Below are 18,522 nucleotides of genomic sequence, written 5' to 3'. Positions count from 1 at the left end.
CGGCAACACTCCTTGTTCCTGAAGTGGGTGTGTGTATCCCTGTTTGCGTCCCGCAGACACGGGGTGGTTAAACATGACAGTCAGTGACGGTCAGTTACCGAATCCGTGAGCGGTGAGCAGGCAGCGAGCGCTTGACTCGTACGCTTGTGAATACTTTCACGAACTCCCGCCATGTCAAGGGGGGTGATGCGAAAAAAACCGGTCGGGTGAGCAAGCTCACGACCCATTTGTCCGGATCACCGGGAGTTACCCTGACCCCCCGCGCACGACAGTCATCTGTGAATGTAGTACTCTCCGCGTCGCATTACTAGTATTTCCGACTCGTGTCATATGTGTGGACTGACACGAATGTTCATTTGGGCCGTTGTGTCCGTCAGCAGATCACGCGAAGTGCTTCCGGCACCGCGGCGAACCGAACTTGCTCACGTTCCCCGAGGTAGTCCCCGTCAAGTTGAAACGCCTGTGGCGTACTGGAAGTGACGGTGAACGCGGCAAGGTCGTGATGACGGAGGACCTGACGGCCGCGCGGCTCGCCGTCGGTGGCGAGTATCTGTGCCACGGTACGCATGGTCGACGGAACGTGCAGCACTCGCAGCGCCATCACGTCCAAGCCGAGATCGAACGAGGCGTCGGGACTGGGATGCACCGGCCGGTCCCCCAGGAACGTCCACGGCGCGGTGTTCTGCACGATGATCGAGGCGAGCCGCTCTTCGTCCGGATCGTCCGGCAGCTCCAAGGTCAGCTCGGCCGGATGCCGCTCGAAGAAGTACTCCCCGAGCGTCGACCGCAGGTACAGCCCCGGCGTCGAACGGCGCCCCTTGCGCCGCGCACGTTCCACCCGTCGGGTGACCGCCGCATCGAGCCCCAGACCGGCGCAGAAGGTGAAGTACCGATCATCGGCCAGCCCGAGCCCGATCGTCCGGCTGCGGCCCTCTCGGAGCGCTTGCAGCAGTACGCCAGTCGCCTCGGACCATTCCTTCGGCAGCCCCAGAGCGCGTACGAAGACGTTGGTGGACCCGCCGGGCACCACCGCGAGCGCCGGCCGGGTCTCGGCGGGCCCGGCCATCAGGCCGTTGACCACCTCGTTCACCGTGCCGTCGCCGCCGAGCGCCACGACCAGCTCCAGGCCGTCCTCGGCAGCCTGCCGCGCCAGGTGCCCGGCGTGCCCCCGCCGCCGGGTGTAGCCCAGCTCGAGGTCCAGCTCGCTGCGCAGCGCACCGGCCAGCACGTCGCGGCTGCGCGCGCTGGTGGTCGTCGCCTTCGGGTTCACGATGAGGAGGGCCCGCATGGGGCGCAATCTACCGGGCCTACGCTTGAGGCCATGACCACACCGGCCGTCACAGACATGGGTACGCCCACCGCGACGCCGCCGACCGTGCGGGGCGCGGTCGTGCTGCTGTCGGCACAAGCGGTCGCCGCCGCCGCGATCACGATCTTCCTGGTCTACGAGGACCTCACCGTGGGCGGGGCGAGCCAGCGCCTGGCGTGGGCCGTCACCGGCACCGCCGTCGTGATCGGGGCGCTGCTGGTGCTGCTGGCCCGGTCGGTCGCCCGGTACCGCCGCTGGGCCCGGGACATCGCCGTGGCGCTGAACCTGACCTTCCTCGCCCCGGCGTACTACATGATCGTCGGCGAGCTCGCCTGGCTCGGGGTGATCGTCGGGCTGATCTGCCTGGCGACGATCGCGATGCTGGTGGCGCCGCCGACCAACCGGGCCGTCGGCGAAGCCGGCTTCTCCCTCTGACTCAGCCGCGCGGGCGCTGGCTGACCATCCGGATGACGGCCTCGTTCGCCGTCAGCTCGGCGGACGCCTGAGAGGTCAGCGAGGTCAGCACGTGCCAGGGCCAGCTCGTCGGGCTCGGCAGCCGCGCACCGTCCTTGACCGGCGCGGCGATCGAGATGGTCAGCTGCTCCGGCCCGATCTCGAACCGGCAGCGCAGTTCGGCGTCGGGCGGGGTGATGACCAGCAGCATCGCGCACGCTTCGTCGACCGCGATCCGCAGGTCTTCGATGCGCTCCAGGGTGTAGTGCAGGCGCGCGGCGAGACCGGCCGTAGCCGTGCGCAACACGCTCAGGTAGCCGCCGTCGGCGGGCACCACAAGGGTGACGATGTCGTCGTCTTCGACGTTCGCCTCGTCGAATGAGTCGCTCGATGACAAGGAGCCTCCCCCCGGGGAGGGACTTTAGCCGAAAGCGGGTGGCCGTGTATCCCACGGCCACCCGCTTCCGCTGTCGATCAGGCCTGCTTGGTCTCCCAGAAGATCTTCGAGATCTCCTCGATCTTCGCCAGGAGCTGCTCGGCGGTGGCCGGGTCGGCCGAGCCCTTCGCGCCGCTCGCCCCGGCCAGCTTGGTGGCCTCGTTGAAGAGCTGGTGCAGCTGCGGGTACTTCTCGAAGTGCGGAGCCTTGAAGTAGTCGGTCCACAGCACCCACAGGTGGTGCTTCACCAGTTCGGCGCGCTGCTCCTTGATGATCAGCGCCCGGGTCCGGAACTCCGGATCGGTGTTGGCCTGGTACTTCTCGCAGATCGCCTTGACGGACTCCGCCTCGATGCGGGCCTGGGCCGGGTCGTACACGCCGCACGGCAGGTCGCAGTGCGCACTGGCGACGGTGGCCGGCGTGAGGAAACGCGGCATGCGGAAACGCATGAGATCCTCCAGATAGGTCTGTGCAGCTTGCGTAGCAATCCTTAGCAATCCTGACCCTACTCTCGGATTCAAACACGACGGAAGGCGGTGGGTGGCGTGTTCGGCTGGTGGCCGGTACGGGTATTCGGCCCCTCGATGACCCCCACGCTTCGGTCCGGCGACGCCGTTCTGGCCCGGCGCGGCGGGCGCGGCGTACGCCCCGGCGACGTGGTGATCGCCCGCTTCCCGGCGCGCCCCGACATCGGCCTCGTCGTCAAACGGGCCGTACGCCGCCAGGGCGACGGCTGGTGGATCCAGGGGGACAACGACTTCGTGGCCGACGACTCGCGCGCGTACGGGATCGCCCTGGTCGAGGCCCGGGTGTTCGCCCGGTATTGGCCTCGCCCGGGATGGGTCCACGGCCGCCCATCGAGGGATGAAATGCCCGAATGAACTAACATGTCCATGTTCTAGGCAGAATGTCGGTCTGTCCCCTCCGGATCGCCCGACCCGAATGCAGGCCATGGACGATTCCTCCATCGTGGTGATCGGCGGCGGTCCCGCCGGCCTCACCGCGGCATACCAATTGACCAAGTCCGCTCGTGCGGTCACCGTCTTCGAGGCGGACGACGTGGTCGGCGGCATCAGCCGCACCGCGGAACGCGACGGGTGGCGCTTCGACATCGGCGGGCACCGGTTCTTCACCAAGGTCGCGGCGGTCGAGAAGCTGTGGCACGAGATCCTGCCCGACGGCGACTTCCTGCTGCGCCCGCGGATGAGCCGGATCTACTACAACGGCGCGCTGTTCGACTACCCGCTCAAGGCGATGAACGCGCTCCGTGGGCTCGGCCTCGCCGAGGCCGTCCGCTGTGTCGGCTCGTACGCCTGGGCGCAGGTCCGGCCGCCGAAGGACCAGTCGCACTTCGAGGGCTGGGTGTCCGCGCGGTTCGGCTGGCGGCTCTACTCGATCTTCTTCAAGACCTACACCGAGAAGGTGTGGGGCATGCCCGCCACCGAGTTGCAGGCGGACTGGGCGGCCCAGCGCATCAAGAACCTGTCGCTGGCCGGCGCGGTGCTGAACGCGTTGCTGCCCAAGCGCAATCAGACGGACATCACGAGCCTCATCGAACAGTTCCAGTACCCGAAGCTCGGTCCCGGAATGATGTGGGAGCGGTGTGCCGAGCTCGTGGCGAAGCAGGGCGGCACGGTCGCACTGTCGACGGCGGTCACCGCACTGCATCGGGACGACTCCGGGGTGACCGCGGTGTCCGTTCGCGACTGCGACGGTGAGCGACGCGTACCGGCGACCGACGTGATCTCCTCGATGCCGTTGTCCGCGCTCGTCCGCGCCATGGAACCCGCCGCGCCTGCCGAGGTCCAGGCAGCCGCCGACGACCTGCGCTACCGAGACTTCCTCACGGTCGCGCTGGTGGTGCCGGAGGAGTACAGCTTCCCGGACAACTGGATCTACATCCACACGCCGGGCGTCCGGGTCGGCCGCATCCAGAACTTCGGGTCCTGGTCGCCGTACCTCGTGCAGGACGGCCGTACCTGCCTGGGCCTGGAGTACTTCGTCACCGTCGGCGACGACCTGTGGGACGCCGCCGACTCCGACCTCGTCGTCCTGGCCACCGCCGAACTGGAGCGACTCGGCCTGGTCCGGCCGGGCGCGGTCGAACAGGGCTACGTCGTGCGCATGCCCAAGGCGTACCCGGTTTATGACGAGCGCTATCAGCGCAATGTGGAGACGATCCGGGACTGGCTGGCCGGGGCCGTGCCGAACGTGCATCCGGTGGGCCGCAACGGAATGCACCGGTACAACAACCAGGATCACTCGATGATGACCGCCATGCTCAGCGCCGAGAACATCCTCACCGGCGCCGGCCACGACATCTGGGCGGTCAACGTCGAGGACGAGTACCACGAGCAGAAGGCCGGCGACCACGGCACCGGCCGGGCCGCGCCCGTGCTGCCCAGCCAGGACCGCGAGGCACAGCCTCAGGACGCCGCGATCTCGTAGACCCGACACGAGCCGGCCGCGTACCGCAGGATCGCCACGCGGTCCAGTCCGTCGGCCGGCTCGTTCTGCGTCAGATCCACGAAAAGCCACTTCACCTTGTACGCGTCCCGCAGCCTGCCGACGCTGGCGGCGGTGGGCTGTGCGAACGCGGCGTCGTTGGCGGCCAGCAGCGCCTGGTCGTGGAACGGCATCCGCACGGGCTTCAGCTGGAACGGGATCCACGCCGCGTGCGCCCACGCGGTGTAGCCCCAGCTCTCCACCAGGACCCGGCGTTCGGCGTACGCCGAGATCCAGAAGTGGCGGCTGTCGCAGCCCGTCTTCACCGGCGGCCAGCAGTGGGCGTTGGTCGCGACGAGATCGTCCGGGGTGGAGTGATCTCGCAGCCAGCGGCCGGTTTCCAAGGCTCCGGCCGGGATGAACTGGGCGGGGTGCGGGGTGGCCGGCAAACGCCAGATGTGCACGCTGGACTGGACGGCGAACCCGAGCATCCCCAAAGCGAGCAGGCTCGTCAGGAGCCGCCGGCCACCACCCGTACGCCACGCCAGCCCGGCGGCCACCGCGAACGCCGTCAGGACCGCCAGGGCGTACGGGAGGGTCAGGGCGAGCAGGCGACCGTCCGCCGGCCGGTGCGCCGGACCGAGCTTGACCGTCAGGTACGCCGCCAGCGCTCCCCCGGCGACGGCAACGGCGTACCGCCACCACGCCGCCTCGCGGCTCCGGACGACGGCCGCCAGTCCGGCGACGACCAGCAGGCAGACGTACGGCCAGGCGGAGTAGACGAAGTAGTTCTCGCTGGCGGCCGGGTGCGCCAGCACTAGAACGAGCAGGAGCGCCGCCACCCCGACGCCCAGGAGCACGCCGTGCACGGGATCGGCCAGTCCGGCGCGGCCCAGCCGCAGGATCAGGCCGCCGAGGCACAGCCACCCGACGAGGATGAGCGCTCCCAGCACCGCGTACGCCCACAGCGGACGGTCTCCGGTCAGTCCGGCGGCGTTCATGCGGTTGATCACCGACGGCGCCGGGAACATCGTCCGGAGGCCGAAGCTCTCCCCCTCGTACACCAGTTGCCGCGTGACGAGGAACAGGACACCCGTCACGGCGCCGAGCCCGAGCAGCGTCCGATCGATCCGGCGGGCGAGCACGAAGCCGAGGACGGTCGCGAGACCCACCCCGGCCAGCAGCAACGCCCCGAAGGTGCCTTTTGCTCCCATGACGACCGCGCAGAGCACCGTGAAGACCGCCCATTCCCCCCAGCGGCGGCCGTCCCGGGTCCGGTTCAGCAGGGAGTGGACGGTGAGCATGAGCGCGGCGAAGAGCACCGCCCCGAACGTCTGGGTCGGACAGATCCAAAGCAGCGACAACCCCGAGGTGCCCGGCGAGAGGCCGCCGGCCCAGCCGGTCAACGCCGGTCCGACCAGCGTCCAGGTGGCCGCCACGGTCAGCGCGCCGGCCCACCACGCGCCGATGATCCGCCGCGCCAGCAACGCCAGCAGGACGCCCAGCGCGAGGATCATCGGCAGGATCGAGAGCCGGAACAGCAGTGTCATCGGCTCGATCCCGGTGACCCAGCTGGTGGCGGCGATCTCCGGATGCAGGAACCAGTGGTGTGTGAGCGGCTGCCCGGCCTCGAACGGGAACTGGGCCGGGAGGTGGTGCTTCAGCTCGCCGATCAGCGACAGGTAGTACGGCAGGTCGACATAAGGCGAGGCGGACGCCGGATAGGACAGGCCGTGGCTCGCGTAGAACGGGACCGCCGACCAGATCGCCGGATAGCAGGCCAACCCGGTCAGCACCCAGGAGAACCAGATCGGCAGCCGGTCGGCCGGGCGCATCCGCCAGACCCGACGCAGCCCCGGGACCAGCCCGAACAGCAGATACGTCGCGATCGGCCAAGCCAGCACCGCCAGCGGTACGCCGGCCGCCCGCGCCGGAAGGTAGGTCAGCACTTCGAGGGCGTACCCGAGGGTGGTGCCCGCGGCGAGGTCTTCCGCGAGCGTGCTCGAGCCCCGGCGGGCTGCCCGCCACCAGAGCGCGCCCGGCAGGGTGATCCCCAACGCCAGGTACGCCACGAACGCCAGCAGGTCGCGGACGGAGACTCCGTGGGACACCACGAACGCCGACAGCGCGGCGAGCGCCAGCGGAGCCGGGGCCCACGCGGCCAGCCAGGCGCCGGGCGTACGCCGCGGCGGCAGCGGAGTCGGGGTCGTGGTCTGCTCCAGGACAGCCGTCATGCCGCGTTAACGACAAGATCTCCACCCTGGTCGCGGCAAACCCGGCCGACCGGTGCGGTACGCTGACGGGCACCACTCGGGCCTGTCCGGCACCTCGGAACTGCCCAGTTCGCGACGCGCGCGGGTCATCCCCGATCGCCATCTCCTCGGGTAACCTTCCCGTTCGTAGCCCGCCGAGCCGGGTCAACACACCTGTTGACGACCGCACGGCACGCCAGTGAAGTTCTCTCTGGGAGCCCAATCGTGGAAGACGCCGTCTTCGCCCGGCACCGCGGCGGCAAAATGGCCGTGGCCAGCACCGTCCCCCTGACGAGCCGGGAGGACCTCTCCCTGGCGTACACGCCGGGGGTAGCCCAGGTGTGCGAGGCGATCGCCGCCGACCCGGCCCTGACCCGGGAGCTGACCTGGGTCGGTCACACCGTCGCGGTGGTGACCGACGGGTCGGCCGTGCTCGGCCTCGGCAACATCGGCCCCCGGGCCGCGATGCCCGTCATGGAGGGCAAGGCCGTCCTGTTCAAGCAGTTCGGCGGAGTCGACGCGGTACCGGTGTGCCTCGACACCCAGGACACCGAGCAGATCATCGCGGTCGTCAAGGCGCTCGCGCCCTCGTTCGGCGGGATCAACCTGGAGGACATCGCCGCCCCGCGCTGCTTCGAGATCGAGCGCCGGCTGGACGCCGAGCTGCCGATCCCGGTGTTCCACGACGACCAGCACGGCACCGCCATCGTGGTGCTGGCGGCGCTGCGCAACGCGGCCCGCCTGCTCGGCCGCGACCTGGGCGACCTTCGCGTCGTCGTCTCCGGCGCGGGCGCGGCCGGCATCGCGGTCACGAAGATGCTGATCGCGGGCGGCGTCGACGCCGGCCGGGTGATCGTCTGCGACTCCAAGGGCACCCTGTACGCCGAACGCCCCGACTTCGCGCCCGGCTCGGAGAAGGCCGGGCTGGCCGCGATCACGAACGCGGGCCGCGTCGCGAACGGCATCGAGGCCGCCCTGGTCGGAGCGGACGTGCTGATCGGGGTCTCGGGCGGGCAGATCGCCGAGTCGGCCGTCGCCGCGATGGCTCCGAACTCGATGATCTTCGCCCTGGCCAACCCGACTCCGGAGGTGCCGCCCGCCATCGCGGGCAAGTACGCCGCCGTCGTCGCCACCGGCCGCAGCGACTTCCCGAACCAGATCAACAACGTACTGGCGTTCCCGGGGATCTTCCGGGGCGCGCTGGACGCCGGAGCGCAGCGGATCACCGAGGCCATGAAGCTGGCCGCGGCCGACGCCATCGCCGGAATCGTCGCCGGGGACCTGCGCGCGGACCAGATCGTGCCTAGCCCGCTGGACCCGCGAGTCGCTCCGGCGGTCGCCGCCGCCGTCATCGCCGCCACCTAGTCACCGGACCTCCCTGCAGATCACGGTTATGCATGCCTCCTAGGCGCTTCGAGGCATGCATAACCGTGATCTGCACCCGATAACGCGGCACGTAAGGTAGGGCCATGCGCGCGGTGTATGCAGAGGCGATCAATCCGGAGGACCCGCTGAGCGGGCTCGCAGTCGGGGAGCGTCCGGAACCGGAGGCCCAACCCGGCTGGGCGGTCGTGCGCGTACTGGCCAGCGCGCTCAACCATCACGACATCTGGTCGCTGCGCGGAGTCGGCTTGTCCGAGGCACAGCTGCCGATGATCCTCGGCTGCGACGCCGTCGCCGAGACGGACGACGGGTCGCGCGTACTGGTGCACGCGGTGATCCCGGAGGCCAAGGATCCCCGCGGCTTCTCGCTGCTGAGCGAGAAGCATCAGGGCACCCTCGCCGACTACGTCACCGTTCCGGCGGAGAACCTGCTGCCGCTGCCCGGCCAGATGTCCACTCAGGACGCGGTGGCGCTGCCGACGGCGTGGCTCACGGCGTACCGGATGCTGACGACCAAGGGCCGGATTCAGGACGCCGACGCCGTCCTCGTCCAGGGCGCCGGCGGCGGCGTGGCGACGGCGGCCGTCGTCCTCGCCCACGCGATGGGCAAGCGCGTCTACGCCACCAGCCGCGACGCCGCCAAGCGGGAGAAGATCGCCGCGCTGGGCGCGATCGCCGTCGAGCCCGGCGCGCGGCTGCCCGAGCGGGTCGACGTCGTGATCGAGACGGTCGGCCCGGCCACCTTCGACCACTCGCTCAAGTGCGCCGCGCCCGGCGCGCGCATCGTGGTCTCCGGCTCCACCTCCGGCCGCAGCGCCGAGATACTGCTGGCCAGGGTGTTCATGATGGAGCTTCAGATCCTCGGCTCCAGCATGGGCACCGCCGACGAGCTGCGCGCATTGATCGACCTGGTGGCGACCCAGGGCGTCCGGCCGGTGATCGACGAGGTCTTCGCCTTCGCCGACGCGCGTCAGGCGTTCGAGAAGCTCGCCACCGGCGACGTGTTCGGCAAGCTCGTGCTCGCCCACTCGTAGCGCTCCAGGATCAGCCGCGCCAGATCCCACGACGCGCCCAGCGGTTCGGCCACCGCCACCGCACCGGCGTCGACCGCACTGTTCGTGACCAGGTCGAAAAGGCGTCCGCAGGCCAGGAAGTAACTCGCCACGGCCACTCGCCGCGCGCCCCGCGCCCGCAAGGCCGCGACAGCCTCACCGCCCGTGGGAGTCGCGCCGGCGGCATAAGCGACTTCCACTGGTACGCCGAGAGCAGCGCCCAGGTTCGCTCCGGCCTGCTCGACCACCACCCGGGCGTCGGCCATGCGGGTGCCCGCGGCCGCGAGGACCAGCCCGTCGTACGCGTCCCGCCCGATCGCCGCGTCGAGCCGTTTGCGCAGCCCGGCGAGCAGGTGCTCGGACGGACCGCCCAGCGGCGCGGCGACCGCGACGTCGAACCCGGCGACCTGGGCCGGCAGGTCGATCCGCCCGTGGTACGCGTTGGTCAGCAGCAGCGGCACGACGATAGTCGGCTCGCCCAGCGCCGAGAGCACGGTTGCCGGGCTGGGCAGGGCGAGTTCCAGAAAACAGACCCGGACGTCGAGGCCGGGCCGCGCCGCCGCCACGACCCTCGCCAGGGCTCGGGTCGTGGCGTTGGCACGGGGGTCTCTGGACCCGTGCGCGACGAGGAGCAGCGGCGTCATCAGGCCACTGACTGCACTTCTGGCGTCTCGCCCAAGAGGCTCCCCGACGAATGCAGACCGCATTCGGTCTTGTCGAACATCGCCCAGCGCCCGGCCCGGGGGTCCTCCCCCGCCGCCGTACGCCGAGTGCACGGCCAGCAGCCGACCGAGCCGTAGCCGTTGCTGAGCAGCTGGTTGACCGGAATGTCATAGCGCTCGATGTATGCGTCGACCTCGTCCTGCGTCCACGCCGCGATCGGGTTCACCTTGACCTTGTTGCGGGCGTACTCGAAGTGCACGACCGGCGTCTTGGCCCGGGTCGGCGACTCGTCGCGGCGGAGCCCGGCGGCCCAGGCGTCGTACTCCGCGAGCACCTTCTCCAGCGGCTGCACCTTGCGCAGCGAGCAGCACTGGTCCGGGTCGCGGGCGTACAGGCGGGGGCCGTATTCGGCGTCCTGCTCGGCCAGCGTCAACTCCGGCCGCACCGACCGGATCGTCACCGGGATCGTGCGCGCCACCGTGTCCCGTACGCGCAGCGTCTCGGCGAAGTGCAGGCCGGTGTCGAGGAAGACGACGTCGATGCCGGGCGCGACCCGGGAGGCCAGGTGGGCCACGACGGCGTCGGCCATCGAGCTGGTCACCGCGAAGCGGCCGCCGAAGGTCTCCACCGCCCAGGCGATGATCTCTTCGGCGGGCTTGCCTTCGAGCGCCTTGCCGGCGCGGACGGACAGTTCAACCAGTTCGTCAACGGTTCGGGTGCTGCTCACTCTGTGCCTCCGAGGGGTTGAGTAGGCCGAGGAACTTCAGCGAGAAGACTCTGGTGCAGGAACGGCACTCCCAGGTGCCGTGGGCGTCGGAATGGGGGCGCAGGTCCTCGTCCCCGCAATACGGGCAATAGCTGGGGAAGGCCCGATCACCGGAGGACATCTTCGTCCGCCCGCTGGACCCATTCGGCGAACGCCTCGTCCTCGTCCTTGCGCCCGTCCAGGTACGCCCGGCTCAGTCGCTCCACGTAGGACGGAAGCTCGGCGGTGGTGGTCTTGAGGCCGCGCAGTTTGCGGCCGAAGCCGGACTGCTGCCCCTGGGCCATGGTCAGGCCGCCGCCCAGGTGCACCTGGAAGCCCTCGACCAGCTCACCGTCCGGACCGGGGACCAACTGGCCCTTCAGCCCGATGTCGGCGACCTGCGTACGCGCGCAGGCGTTGGGGCAGCCGTTGACGTTGACGCTGATCGGCAGGTCGAGGCCGGTGGACTCGATGTGGTGGATGACGGCCGCCGCGGTCGCCTTGGTCTCGACGATGGCGAGCTTGCAGTACTCGATGCCGGTGCACGCCATGGTCGACCGCCGGATCTGCGAGGGCCGGGCTTGCAGCCCGATGCCTTCCAGGGCGTCGGAGAGCGCCTCGACCTGCTCGGGCGCCACGTCGAGGACCAGCAGCTTCTGGTGCGGCGTCAGGCGTACCCGCTGGGAACCATGTGCCTCGGCCACGTCGGCGAGCGAGTGGAGCATCGGGCCGGAGACGCGACCCACGATCGGCGAGGCGCCGACGTAGCAGGAGCCGTCGCGCTGCGGGTGCGCGCCCATGTGGTCGATCGGGCGGGCGGGCAGGTCGGGAGCCGGACCATCGATCAGCTTGCGACCGAGGAACTCGTCCTCGAGCACCTGGCGGAACTTGGCCACGCCCCAGTCGGCGACGAGGAACTTCAGCCGCGCGCGGTTGCGCAGCCGCCGGTAGCCGTAGTCGCGGAAGACCTCGACGACGCCCTTCCAGACCTCGGGGATCTCGGCGAGCGGCACCCAGACGCCGAGGCGCTGAGCGAGCATCGGGTTGGTGGACAGGCCGCCGCCGACCCAGAGGTCGAAGCCCGGACCGTGCTCGGGGTGCACGACGCCGAGGAACGAGACGTCGTTGGCCTCGTACGGAACGTCGGCCAGCCAGGAGACGACCGTCTTGAACTTGCGCGGCAGGTTGGACAGCGCCGGGTCGCCGACGTACTTGGCCACGATCTCGTCGATGGCGGGCGTCGCGTCGACCAGCTCGTCCGCGCTGACCCCGGCGACCGGGCTGCCGAGCACGACGCGGGGCGTGTCGCCGCAGGCTTCGGTGGTGGACAGGCCGACCGCTTCCAGCTGCTGCCAGATCGCGGGCATGTCCTCGATCCGGATCCAGTGGTACTGGATGTTCTGGCGATCCGTGATGTCGGCGGTGTCCCGGGCGTACCGGGTGGAGATGTCGGCGACCACCCGCAGCTGTTCCAGGCTCAGCTGGCCGCCGTCGATGCGTACGCGGAGCATGAAGTATTCGTCGTCCAGCTCGTGCGGCTCCAGGATCGCCGTGCGACCGCCGTCGATGCCGGGCTTGCGCTGGGTGTACAGGCCCCACCAGCGGAACCGGCCCCGCAGGTCGGCCGGGTCGATGCTGGCGAAGCCGTGGTGGGCGTAGATCGACTCGATCCGGGCCCGGACGTTGAGCGGGTTGTCGTCCTTCTTCGTCCGCTCGTTCGGGTTCAGCGGCTCACGGTGCCCCAGCGCCCACTGCCCCTCGCCACGCTTCCGCCGGACGGCGGGTTTGGCAGTCGCCGCCGGGGAGTGCTCGCGCGAGCCGCCAGAAGTGCGGTCAGTATCGGTCGCCATCGCGGCGTCCTCCTGATGCTTGGATTGCGCGCTTTACGCCGATATCGCGGCATGACCGCGATCAAGCATCATTGCTTCCGGCGCCTGCGCGCCCGGACAAGAAGTGACTCCTGGACGGAGTCCTCGGGCGACGCTCAGCCGTGGCGACAGATAGCGCTGCGCACACGCCCGTAGTCAACGTGCCGCCGAGCGGTCAGCAGCACGGAACGGAGCGTGGCGGGACTCATACCGTTCACAATGCCATGTCCGGACGCCGATGGCCAAGATGCCGTGGCCGCCATCTCAGCACTCGGAACCGAGGCGGCGGGGATCACAATATGCTGGCAGTCGTGCGGAGGTTTTGGCCGGATTTGACGGCAGCCGCGTTATTCGTCCTCGCGGCGGTTCTCGTCCTGCGTGGCCTGTGGGCCGACCCGGGCGGGCGGCTCCTCGCGACCAACCCGCAGGACCAGATCCTCTTCGAGTGGATGCTCCAGCACACCGCCCTGTCCATTTCGCACGCCGGTGATCCGTTCCTGGCGCCCATCCTGGGCACGCCGACCGTGGCGAACCTGGCGGGCAACACGTCGGTGGTGCTGGCCGGCGTCCTGCTGGCCCCGGTCACCTGGCTGTTCAGCCCGGGTGCGAGCTTCACGATCCTCGCGACCGCGTCGCTGGCCGGCACCGCGATCGCTTGGTACGCCTTGTTCCGCCGCCGTCTCAGGGCGGCCGTTCCCGCCGCCTTCGCCGGCGCACTGTTCTGCGGTTTCGCGCCAGGCATGGTGTCGCAGGCGAACGGGCATCCACATATCGCCGCCCAATTCTTCGTGCCGCTGCTCGTGGCGCTGACCTTGAACCTCGGCCTGCCGGGCCCGTCGTGGTCGCATCCGCTGCGCGGGGCCGAACTCGGCCTGCTGGCCGCCGCGCAGATCCTCCTGGGCGAGGAGACCCTGCTGCTCACCGCGCTCGGCCTCGGCGGATTCATCATCTTCTACGGGATCCAGCGGCCGCAGATCATTCTCGCGCGGTGGAAACCGGCGATGCTCAGCCTCGGCGTCGCCGCGGGCTGCACCCTGCTGGTCGCGGGCTACCCGCTGTGGGTGCAGTTCCTGGGGCCGGACGCGTACCACGGGTTGCCCAGCGGCCGCTATGTCGCCGACCTCGGATCGTTCACGGCGTACGCCGACGCCTCGATCGCGGGCAGTCCAGCGGGCACTGTCGAGGTCTCGTCCAACCCGAGCGAGCAGGCCGCGTTCTTCGGCGTACCGCTGATCATCGTCGCCGTGGTGGCGACGGTGTGGCTCTGGCGGATCGTCTGGGTCCGCAGCGCCGTCTTCACGGCGGTCCTCGCCTGCGTCGCCTCGTTGGGCGTGGTGCCCAAGTGGCACGGCCGGGCGATCGGCGTACCAGGGTCGTGGACGCTCGTCGCTGATCTGCCGGTGTTCCGCGACGTCGTCGTCGTACGCCTGGCGCTCATCGCCATCCCGGTGATCGGCCTGCTGATCGCGGTGAGCTGGGACCACGCCGCCCGGCTCGGCACGCTGCGCTGGGCGTGGCCGGCGATGGTGCTCGTGGCGCTGATTCCGACTCTGCCGCGCGGCCTCGGCACGGTCGTCGCCAAACCCGCCCCGGAGTTCATCAGCTCAGGCGAGTGGCAGTCCTGCGCCGACGGCCGCAGCACGCTGATCGCCTATGGGGACACGACGCGGGAGGGCGTACTCCACCTCCAGATGCGCTGGCAGCTGGCCGCCAAGCTGGGCTACGCCTCACCCAACGGGTACTACTTCAGCCGGGATCGCGACGGCGGCGGCCGATTGGGCCGTTCACTGCGGACGATGGACGTCGCCGTGATGACCGCCCGGGAGACCGGCCACCCGGCTGAGCTGACACCGCGGCAGCTCGCCGTCGCCCGGGCGGACCTCGTGTACTGGCGGGCGCAGTGCGTCGTGCTCCAGCAGGGCGGCCAGACGGCCGACGCCATGCGCGACACGATCACGACGATCGTCCAGCAGCCGGCGCAGACCGGTGGCGGCGTCTGGTACTGGCGAGTGCGCTGAGCACTCCGGCTCAGCGCGGGTTGACCTCAGCGCAGTTCGTAGACCGAGATCTGGCCCTCGGTGTGCCGTAGATCGGCGTACTCCGCCAACTCCGGCGAGACCTGACCTGACCGGGAGTCGGCGACGAGCCACCGCACCCCGTCCGCCTTCAGGGCGGCGAGGTCGTCGTGCGTCGGCTCGGTGAAGGCCCGGTCGTTGCGCGCCAGCAACTCCTGATCCCAGAACGGCTTCAGCGCGTCCCCGGCGATCCGGGGCGCGAACGTCCAGCCTTCGACCAGCACCCGCCGCTCGGCGTACGCCGACAGCCAGAACGTGCGCGGATCGCACTGCCCGACGTACTTCACCGGCAGGCAGTGCACGTTGGTGGCGAGCACGTCGCCGGGACTGCTGTGGTCGCGTACCCAGCGGGCGGCGAGCACCCGGGACCGGGGCATCGCCGTGTTGTAGTACGCGCCGCCGTTCGGCGACCGAGCCGACTTGACCATGTCCATGACCAACCCGGGCGCCCCGACCACCAGGATCGCCGTGAGGACCACCAGACCGCCCCTGCCTCGCATTTCGGGACGGCTGCCGCGGGCGGCGTACCAGCCGAGCGCACCGGCCACCCCGCACAGCAGCAGGAAGAACGACCACTTCAGGATCGGCGTCACCGGGGCGAACGGGCTCGACCCGGTCTGCCGTCCGGCGTCGGCGAGCTGCGCCAGGACGGTCGCCACCGCCAGGAAAGCCGCGAACGCGCCGAGGTACCACCGGGCGCGCGCCGACAGGCGAGCGCGTTCGAAGACGTCGACGAAGCCCCAGGCGGACAGGAGCACACCGAACGCGAATCCGGCGCGAGCGAAGTACTGCTGGCCGTCGCTGAGCTGCCGGACCAGCAGGTACGCCGCCACCCCGCCGAGCGCGCCGCCCAGCAGCAGCCACTGCGCCGGCTCGAGTCGCAGCCGCTGCCGCCAGAGCAACGGGATGATCCCGGCCTGCCGGAGTTGCATGTTCAGCAGGAACGCGACGAACACGCCGACGGCGATCGTCGCCTGCTCCCACCAGCCGCGCTGCTCCCCCGCCGGTGGCCCGGCGAAGACCGCCAGGCTGCCGAAGACGTTCACGTCGGTGGCATAGGTCTGGAACCGGTAGAGCACGGCGGTCGCGAAGAACTGGCCCGCCGCGGCCAGCAGCCCGAGCAGGACGACCGGCCACGGGATCCGCTTCGTGCGTACCAGTTGGGCCACCGCGACCAGGAGCAGCGCGGCCAGGACCACCGGCAGCGAGCTGGCCTTGGCTCCGCTCGACGCGGCGATGAGCAGGGCCGCGAGCAGATAGCCGCGCCACGATCGCCACTCGCCCGTGATGATCGGGACGAGTACGCCGATCAGCGCGACCAGCAGCGCCCAGCTGTAGATCATGGACATGCCGTGCCAGATCACGAAGGTGGCCTGGGTGCCGAACGGCATCGTGACCGGGTCGGTGAAGTTGAACTCCCCCACGGTGAAGAAGAGCGCGGCCGCGACCACGCCGACCCACGGCTTGCGGCTGACCCGCGCGCCCACGACGGCGGTGAGCACGATGGTGAGCGCGCAGAGCGCCGGAATCGCGAAGCGCAACGACACCGCGGCGAGATCCGCCCCGCCGACGAGGGACGCCATCGCCATGTGCGCGTAGGCGAACCAGTGGTAGTTGAGCGGCTCGCCCGCGACCTGAGGGACGTGCAGCGGGAGATGGTTCTTCGCCTCGCCCGCGAGCGAGAGCTGATACGACAGATCGAGGTATTGCATGGTCTGCTCGGACGTCGGCACCACCGGGTTCCGCGCGAGGAAGACCACGTAGAGGTAGAGCGTCCAGAAGACCACGATCGCGGCGAGCGACCAGGACCAGGCGGCCGACGGCCGATCCGGGTACGCGGGCCGCCAGTGTCGCCGCAGCCGCCTCGTCAGGAAGACCGCCACGACGACGAGCGGCCAGCCCGGCAGCAGGAAGCGCAGATCGAGGGCGGAGAAGGCGGCCCAGGCCGCCAGTTCGAGGGTCAGCCCGACGGCGGCGCCCATCGCGACGTCTTCCACCAGTGTTCGCGGCGTCGCCCGCAGCGCGCGGTAGACGAGCGTTCCCGGCAGGAGCACCGCCCAGACCGCGTACGCGCAATAGCGGGCCAGCTCGACGACCGGCGTGCCCGCGGCGAGCACCAGCGCGACCACCGCGAGGAAGGCCACGACAGGCGGCAGCCACCTGGTCAGCCTCGCCGTCATGCGCTTCCTCCGGGGGTGGTTTGGCGCTGGATCACGGTTCTGGGCCGAATCATGCACGATGATTCGACCGGGAACCCTGATCCAGCGCTGATCGTGAAATGGTGCGGGTCAGCGTTTGGTCAGGGGCACCTCGAGCAACGCCTCCGCGCCGCCCTCCGGGCGGTTGCGCATCTCGATGCTGCCCCGGAGTTCCCCGGTGGTGAGCGTACGGATGATCTGCAGACCGAGCCGCTTCGCGGTCGCCGGATTGAAGTCCTCGGGCAGACCGCGCCCGTTGTCGGCCACCGCCACCTGCAACTGCTTGCGGAACCGGTGCGCGGAGATCACCACCTCGGCGTCCGGGGTGTCGTCGGAGAACGCGTGCTCGACCGCGTTGAGCAGCAGCTCGTTGAGGACCATGACGAGCGGCGTGGCGATCTCGGCCGGCAGTACGCCGAAGCTGCCCTCCCGGCGCATGCGCACCGAGATGCCACTGCCGGAGAAGCCGCCCGCGACCTCGGCCGCAGCCGTCGCCACCCGGTCCACGATCCCGTCGAACTCGACCGCCTCGTCGGCCGACATCGCCAGCGTCTCGTGCACCAACGCGATCGAGGCGACTCGGCGTACGGACTCCTCCAACGCGGCGCGCGCTTCGGGCGCGTCGACCCGTCGCGCCTGCAGCCGAAGTAGTGCGGCCACCGTCTGCAGGTTGTTCTTGACCCGATGGTGGATCTCCCGGATCGTCGCGTCCTTGGTGATCAGCGCCCGGTCGCGGCGGCGTACCTCGGTGACGTCTCGGGCCAGGATCAGCGCACCGATCGGCACCCCGGCGGGGATCAGCGGCAGCGCGCGCGTCAGCACGGTCGCGCCGCGTACCTCGATCTCCTTGCGGGCCGGGGAGTCGCCGTGCAGCGCGGCCAGCACCCGCGCCGACGCCTCCGAACCCTCCAGCGGGTCGTCGGCGAGCCGGCTGAACAGGGCAGCCAGGTCCTCGCCCACGAGGTGGGAGGCGTGTCCCAACCGACGGAACGCCGACTGCGCGTTCGGGGAGGCGTAGGTGACCTTGCCCGAGCCGTCCAGCCGGATCAACCCGTCGCCGACACGCGGCGCGCTGGTCGTCTCGCCCGGATGCCGAGGCGGCGGGAAGGTGCCGTCGGCGACCATCTGAGCCAGGTCGTCGGCGCTGGTGAGGTAGTTCAGCTCCAGCTGGCTCGGAGTTCGCGCGGTGGACAGGTTCGTGTCGCGGCCCACGACCGCGATCACCTCGCTCGCCTCGCCGTCCGCGCGCCGCCGGCGGACCGGCACCGCCTCATGGCGCGCGGGCGTGTCGCCGTACCAGACCGGGTCGCCCTCCCGCCAGATCCGGCCCTGCTGGCGGGCGATGGCCAAGTGGGCCACCTCCGGCCCGCCGACGATCCGGCCCACTTGATCATCTTGGTACGCCGTGGGAGCGGTCGTCGGGCGTACCTGGGCGACGCAGAGGAACGAAGGCGCGCTCGCGACCGCCTCTCCCGTGCTGACCGGCACCCAGAGCAGCAGGTCGGCGAAGGAGAGGTCGGAGATCAACTGCCAGTCTCCGGCGAGCCGGGTCAGGTGGTCGATGTCGGCCGGGCCGAGCGAGGTGTGCTCCTCGACCAGATCGCGAAGTGTGGACACGCCCCCACAGTAGCTAGTTGCGCTGG

The 18,522-nt window shown here is 70.2% G+C and carries 16 protein-coding genes; 6 read left to right on the top strand and 10 right to left on the bottom strand.

Going from position 1 to position 18,522, the window contains the following annotated elements; all coding sequences use genetic code 11:
• Positions 1-373: 373 nt before the first annotated feature.
• Entirely contained in the window at positions 374-1,288 is a 915-nt protein-coding gene (locus tag HDA40_RS26595) for a diacylglycerol/lipid kinase family protein (protein ID WP_253760447.1), read from the bottom strand.
• 33 nt (positions 1,289-1,321) lie between these two features.
• Here HDA40_RS26595 and HDA40_RS26590 point away from each other — a divergent pair, with 33 nt between their 5' ends.
• Positions 1,322-1,744 carry a hypothetical protein gene (locus HDA40_RS26590; protein ID WP_253760444.1) on the top strand — a complete coding sequence of 141 codons (423 nt, stop codon included), beginning with the start codon at positions 1,322-1,324 and terminating at the stop codon, positions 1,742-1,744.
• A gap of 1 nt (position 1,745) precedes the next feature.
• Here the strand turns inward: HDA40_RS26590 and HDA40_RS26585 are convergent, their stop codons facing one another.
• Together HDA40_RS26585 and sodN are read right to left on the bottom strand one after the other, a co-directional pair.
• Positions 1,746-2,159: an ATP-binding protein gene (locus HDA40_RS26585; protein ID WP_253760441.1), complete on the bottom strand. Its 414-nt coding sequence runs from the start codon at positions 2,157-2,159 to the stop codon at positions 1,746-1,748.
• Positions 2,160-2,236: 77 nt separating this feature from the next.
• A complete protein-coding gene (sodN, locus tag HDA40_RS26580; RefSeq protein ID WP_253760438.1) occupies positions 2,237-2,647 on the bottom strand; it encodes a superoxide dismutase, Ni in 411 nt (136 codons plus the stop codon).
• Between the two features lie 66 nt (positions 2,648-2,713).
• Between sodN and HDA40_RS26575 the strand changes: the two genes are divergently transcribed.
• Positions 2,714-3,079: a S24/S26 family peptidase gene (locus HDA40_RS26575; RefSeq protein ID WP_308197838.1), complete on the top strand. Its 366-nt coding sequence runs from the start codon at positions 2,714-2,716 to the stop codon at positions 3,077-3,079.
• Between the two features lie 70 nt (positions 3,080-3,149).
• Positions 3,150-4,646, top strand: a complete 1,497-nt coding sequence (locus HDA40_RS26570; protein WP_253760434.1) for an NAD(P)/FAD-dependent oxidoreductase — start codon at positions 3,150-3,152, stop codon at positions 4,644-4,646.
• Here the strand turns inward: HDA40_RS26570 and HDA40_RS26565 are convergent.
• Positions 4,625-6,877: a hypothetical protein gene (locus HDA40_RS26565; RefSeq protein ID WP_253760432.1), complete on the bottom strand. Its 2,253-nt coding sequence runs from the start codon at positions 6,875-6,877 to the stop codon at positions 4,625-4,627. The two genes, HDA40_RS26570 and HDA40_RS26565, sit on opposite strands and share 22 nt — an antisense overlap.
• Positions 6,878-7,159: 282 nt before the next feature.
• Here HDA40_RS26565 and HDA40_RS26560 point away from each other — a divergent pair, with 282 nt between their 5' ends.
• The gene (locus HDA40_RS26560; RefSeq protein ID WP_253763832.1) at positions 7,160-8,260 is read left to right on the top strand and encodes an NAD(P)-dependent malic enzyme; all 1,101 of its coding nucleotides are present in this window, start codon (positions 7,160-7,162) and stop codon (positions 8,258-8,260) included.
• A gap of 104 nt (positions 8,261-8,364) precedes the next feature.
• Positions 8,365-9,312: a zinc-binding dehydrogenase gene (locus tag HDA40_RS26555; protein ID WP_253760429.1), complete on the top strand. Its 948-nt coding sequence runs from the start codon at positions 8,365-8,367 to the stop codon at positions 9,310-9,312.
• Here HDA40_RS26555 and HDA40_RS26550 read toward each other — a convergent pair.
• From HDA40_RS26550 to HDA40_RS26535, 4 genes are read right to left on the bottom strand one after another with little or no spacing between them, the layout of a single operon-like run.
• A complete protein-coding gene (locus tag HDA40_RS26550) occupies positions 9,249-9,974 on the bottom strand; it encodes a sirohydrochlorin chelatase (protein ID WP_253760427.1) in 726 nt (241 codons plus the stop codon). The genes HDA40_RS26555 and HDA40_RS26550 overlap by 64 nt on opposite strands.
• Positions 9,974-10,720, bottom strand: a complete 747-nt coding sequence (locus HDA40_RS26545; RefSeq protein ID WP_253760424.1) for a phosphoadenylyl-sulfate reductase — start codon at positions 10,718-10,720, stop codon at positions 9,974-9,976. The genes HDA40_RS26550 and HDA40_RS26545 overlap by 1 nt, the downstream gene beginning before the upstream one ends.
• The gene (locus HDA40_RS26540) at positions 10,698-10,880 is read right to left on the bottom strand and encodes an eL43 family ribosomal protein (protein WP_253760422.1); all 183 of its coding nucleotides are present in this window, start codon (positions 10,878-10,880) and stop codon (positions 10,698-10,700) included. Before HDA40_RS26540 ends, HDA40_RS26545 begins: the two co-directional genes overlap by 23 nt.
• Complete coding sequence (locus tag HDA40_RS26535) at positions 10,867-12,588, bottom strand: nitrite/sulfite reductase (RefSeq protein WP_253760419.1); 1,722 nt, start codon at positions 12,586-12,588, stop codon at positions 10,867-10,869. Before HDA40_RS26535 ends, HDA40_RS26540 begins: the two co-directional genes overlap by 14 nt.
• A 329-nt stretch (positions 12,589-12,917) precedes the next feature.
• On the opposite strand from HDA40_RS26535, the gene HDA40_RS26530 reads away from it, so the two are divergent.
• The gene (locus tag HDA40_RS26530; protein WP_253760416.1) at positions 12,918-14,624 is read left to right on the top strand and encodes a hypothetical protein; all 1,707 of its coding nucleotides are present in this window, start codon (positions 12,918-12,920) and stop codon (positions 14,622-14,624) included.
• A 26-nt stretch (positions 14,625-14,650) separates the two neighbouring features.
• Here HDA40_RS26530 and HDA40_RS26525 read toward each other — a convergent pair whose 3' ends face one another.
• Together HDA40_RS26525 and HDA40_RS26520 are read right to left on the bottom strand one after the other, a co-directional pair.
• Positions 14,651-16,861 (bottom strand): hypothetical protein, encoded by a 2,211-nt coding sequence (locus HDA40_RS26525; protein WP_253760413.1) that lies wholly within the window; start codon positions 16,859-16,861, stop codon positions 14,651-14,653.
• 108 nt (positions 16,862-16,969) lie between these two features.
• Entirely contained in the window at positions 16,970-18,496 is a 1,527-nt protein-coding gene (locus tag HDA40_RS26520) for a sensor histidine kinase (RefSeq protein ID WP_253760410.1), read from the bottom strand.
• Positions 18,497-18,522: the final 26 nt, after the last annotated feature.

The sequence above is a fragment of the Hamadaea flava genome, assembly GCF_024172085.1.
Classification (GTDB): Bacteria; Actinomycetota; Actinomycetes; order Mycobacteriales; family Micromonosporaceae; genus Hamadaea; species Hamadaea flava.
Note: the sequence above shows the minus strand (reverse complement) of the source record. Positions and strands in the feature narration are given on the sequence as shown.

Coding starts and splice junctions, on each gene's coding strand:
- HDA40_RS26595 (WP_253760447.1), bottom strand. CDS start 1,288: ATGCGGGCCCTCCTCATCGTGAACCCGAAGGCGACGACCACCAGCGCG.
- HDA40_RS26590 (WP_253760444.1), top strand. CDS start 1,322: ATGACCACACCGGCCGTCACAGACATGGGTACGCCCACCGCGACGCCG.
- sodN (WP_253760438.1), bottom strand. CDS start 2,647: ATGCGTTTCCGCATGCCGCGTTTCCTCACGCCGGCCACCGTCGCCAGT.
- HDA40_RS26570 (WP_253760434.1), top strand. CDS start 3,150: ATGGACGATTCCTCCATCGTGGTGATCGGCGGCGGTCCCGCCGGCCTC.
- HDA40_RS26565 (WP_253760432.1), bottom strand. CDS start 6,877: ATGACGGCTGTCCTGGAGCAGACCACGACCCCGACTCCGCTGCCGCCG.
- HDA40_RS26560 (WP_253763832.1), top strand. CDS start 7,160: ATGGCCGTGGCCAGCACCGTCCCCCTGACGAGCCGGGAGGACCTCTCC.
- HDA40_RS26555 (WP_253760429.1), top strand. CDS start 8,365: ATGCGCGCGGTGTATGCAGAGGCGATCAATCCGGAGGACCCGCTGAGC.
- HDA40_RS26550 (WP_253760427.1), bottom strand. CDS start 9,974: ATGACGCCGCTGCTCCTCGTCGCGCACGGGTCCAGAGACCCCCGTGCC.
- HDA40_RS26540 (WP_253760422.1), bottom strand. CDS start 10,880: ATGTCCTCCGGTGATCGGGCCTTCCCCAGCTATTGCCCGTATTGCGGG.
- HDA40_RS26535 (WP_253760419.1), bottom strand. CDS start 12,588: ATGGCGACCGATACTGACCGCACTTCTGGCGGCTCGCGCGAGCACTCC.
- HDA40_RS26525 (WP_253760413.1), bottom strand. CDS start 16,861: ATGACGGCGAGGCTGACCAGGTGGCTGCCGCCTGTCGTGGCCTTCCTC.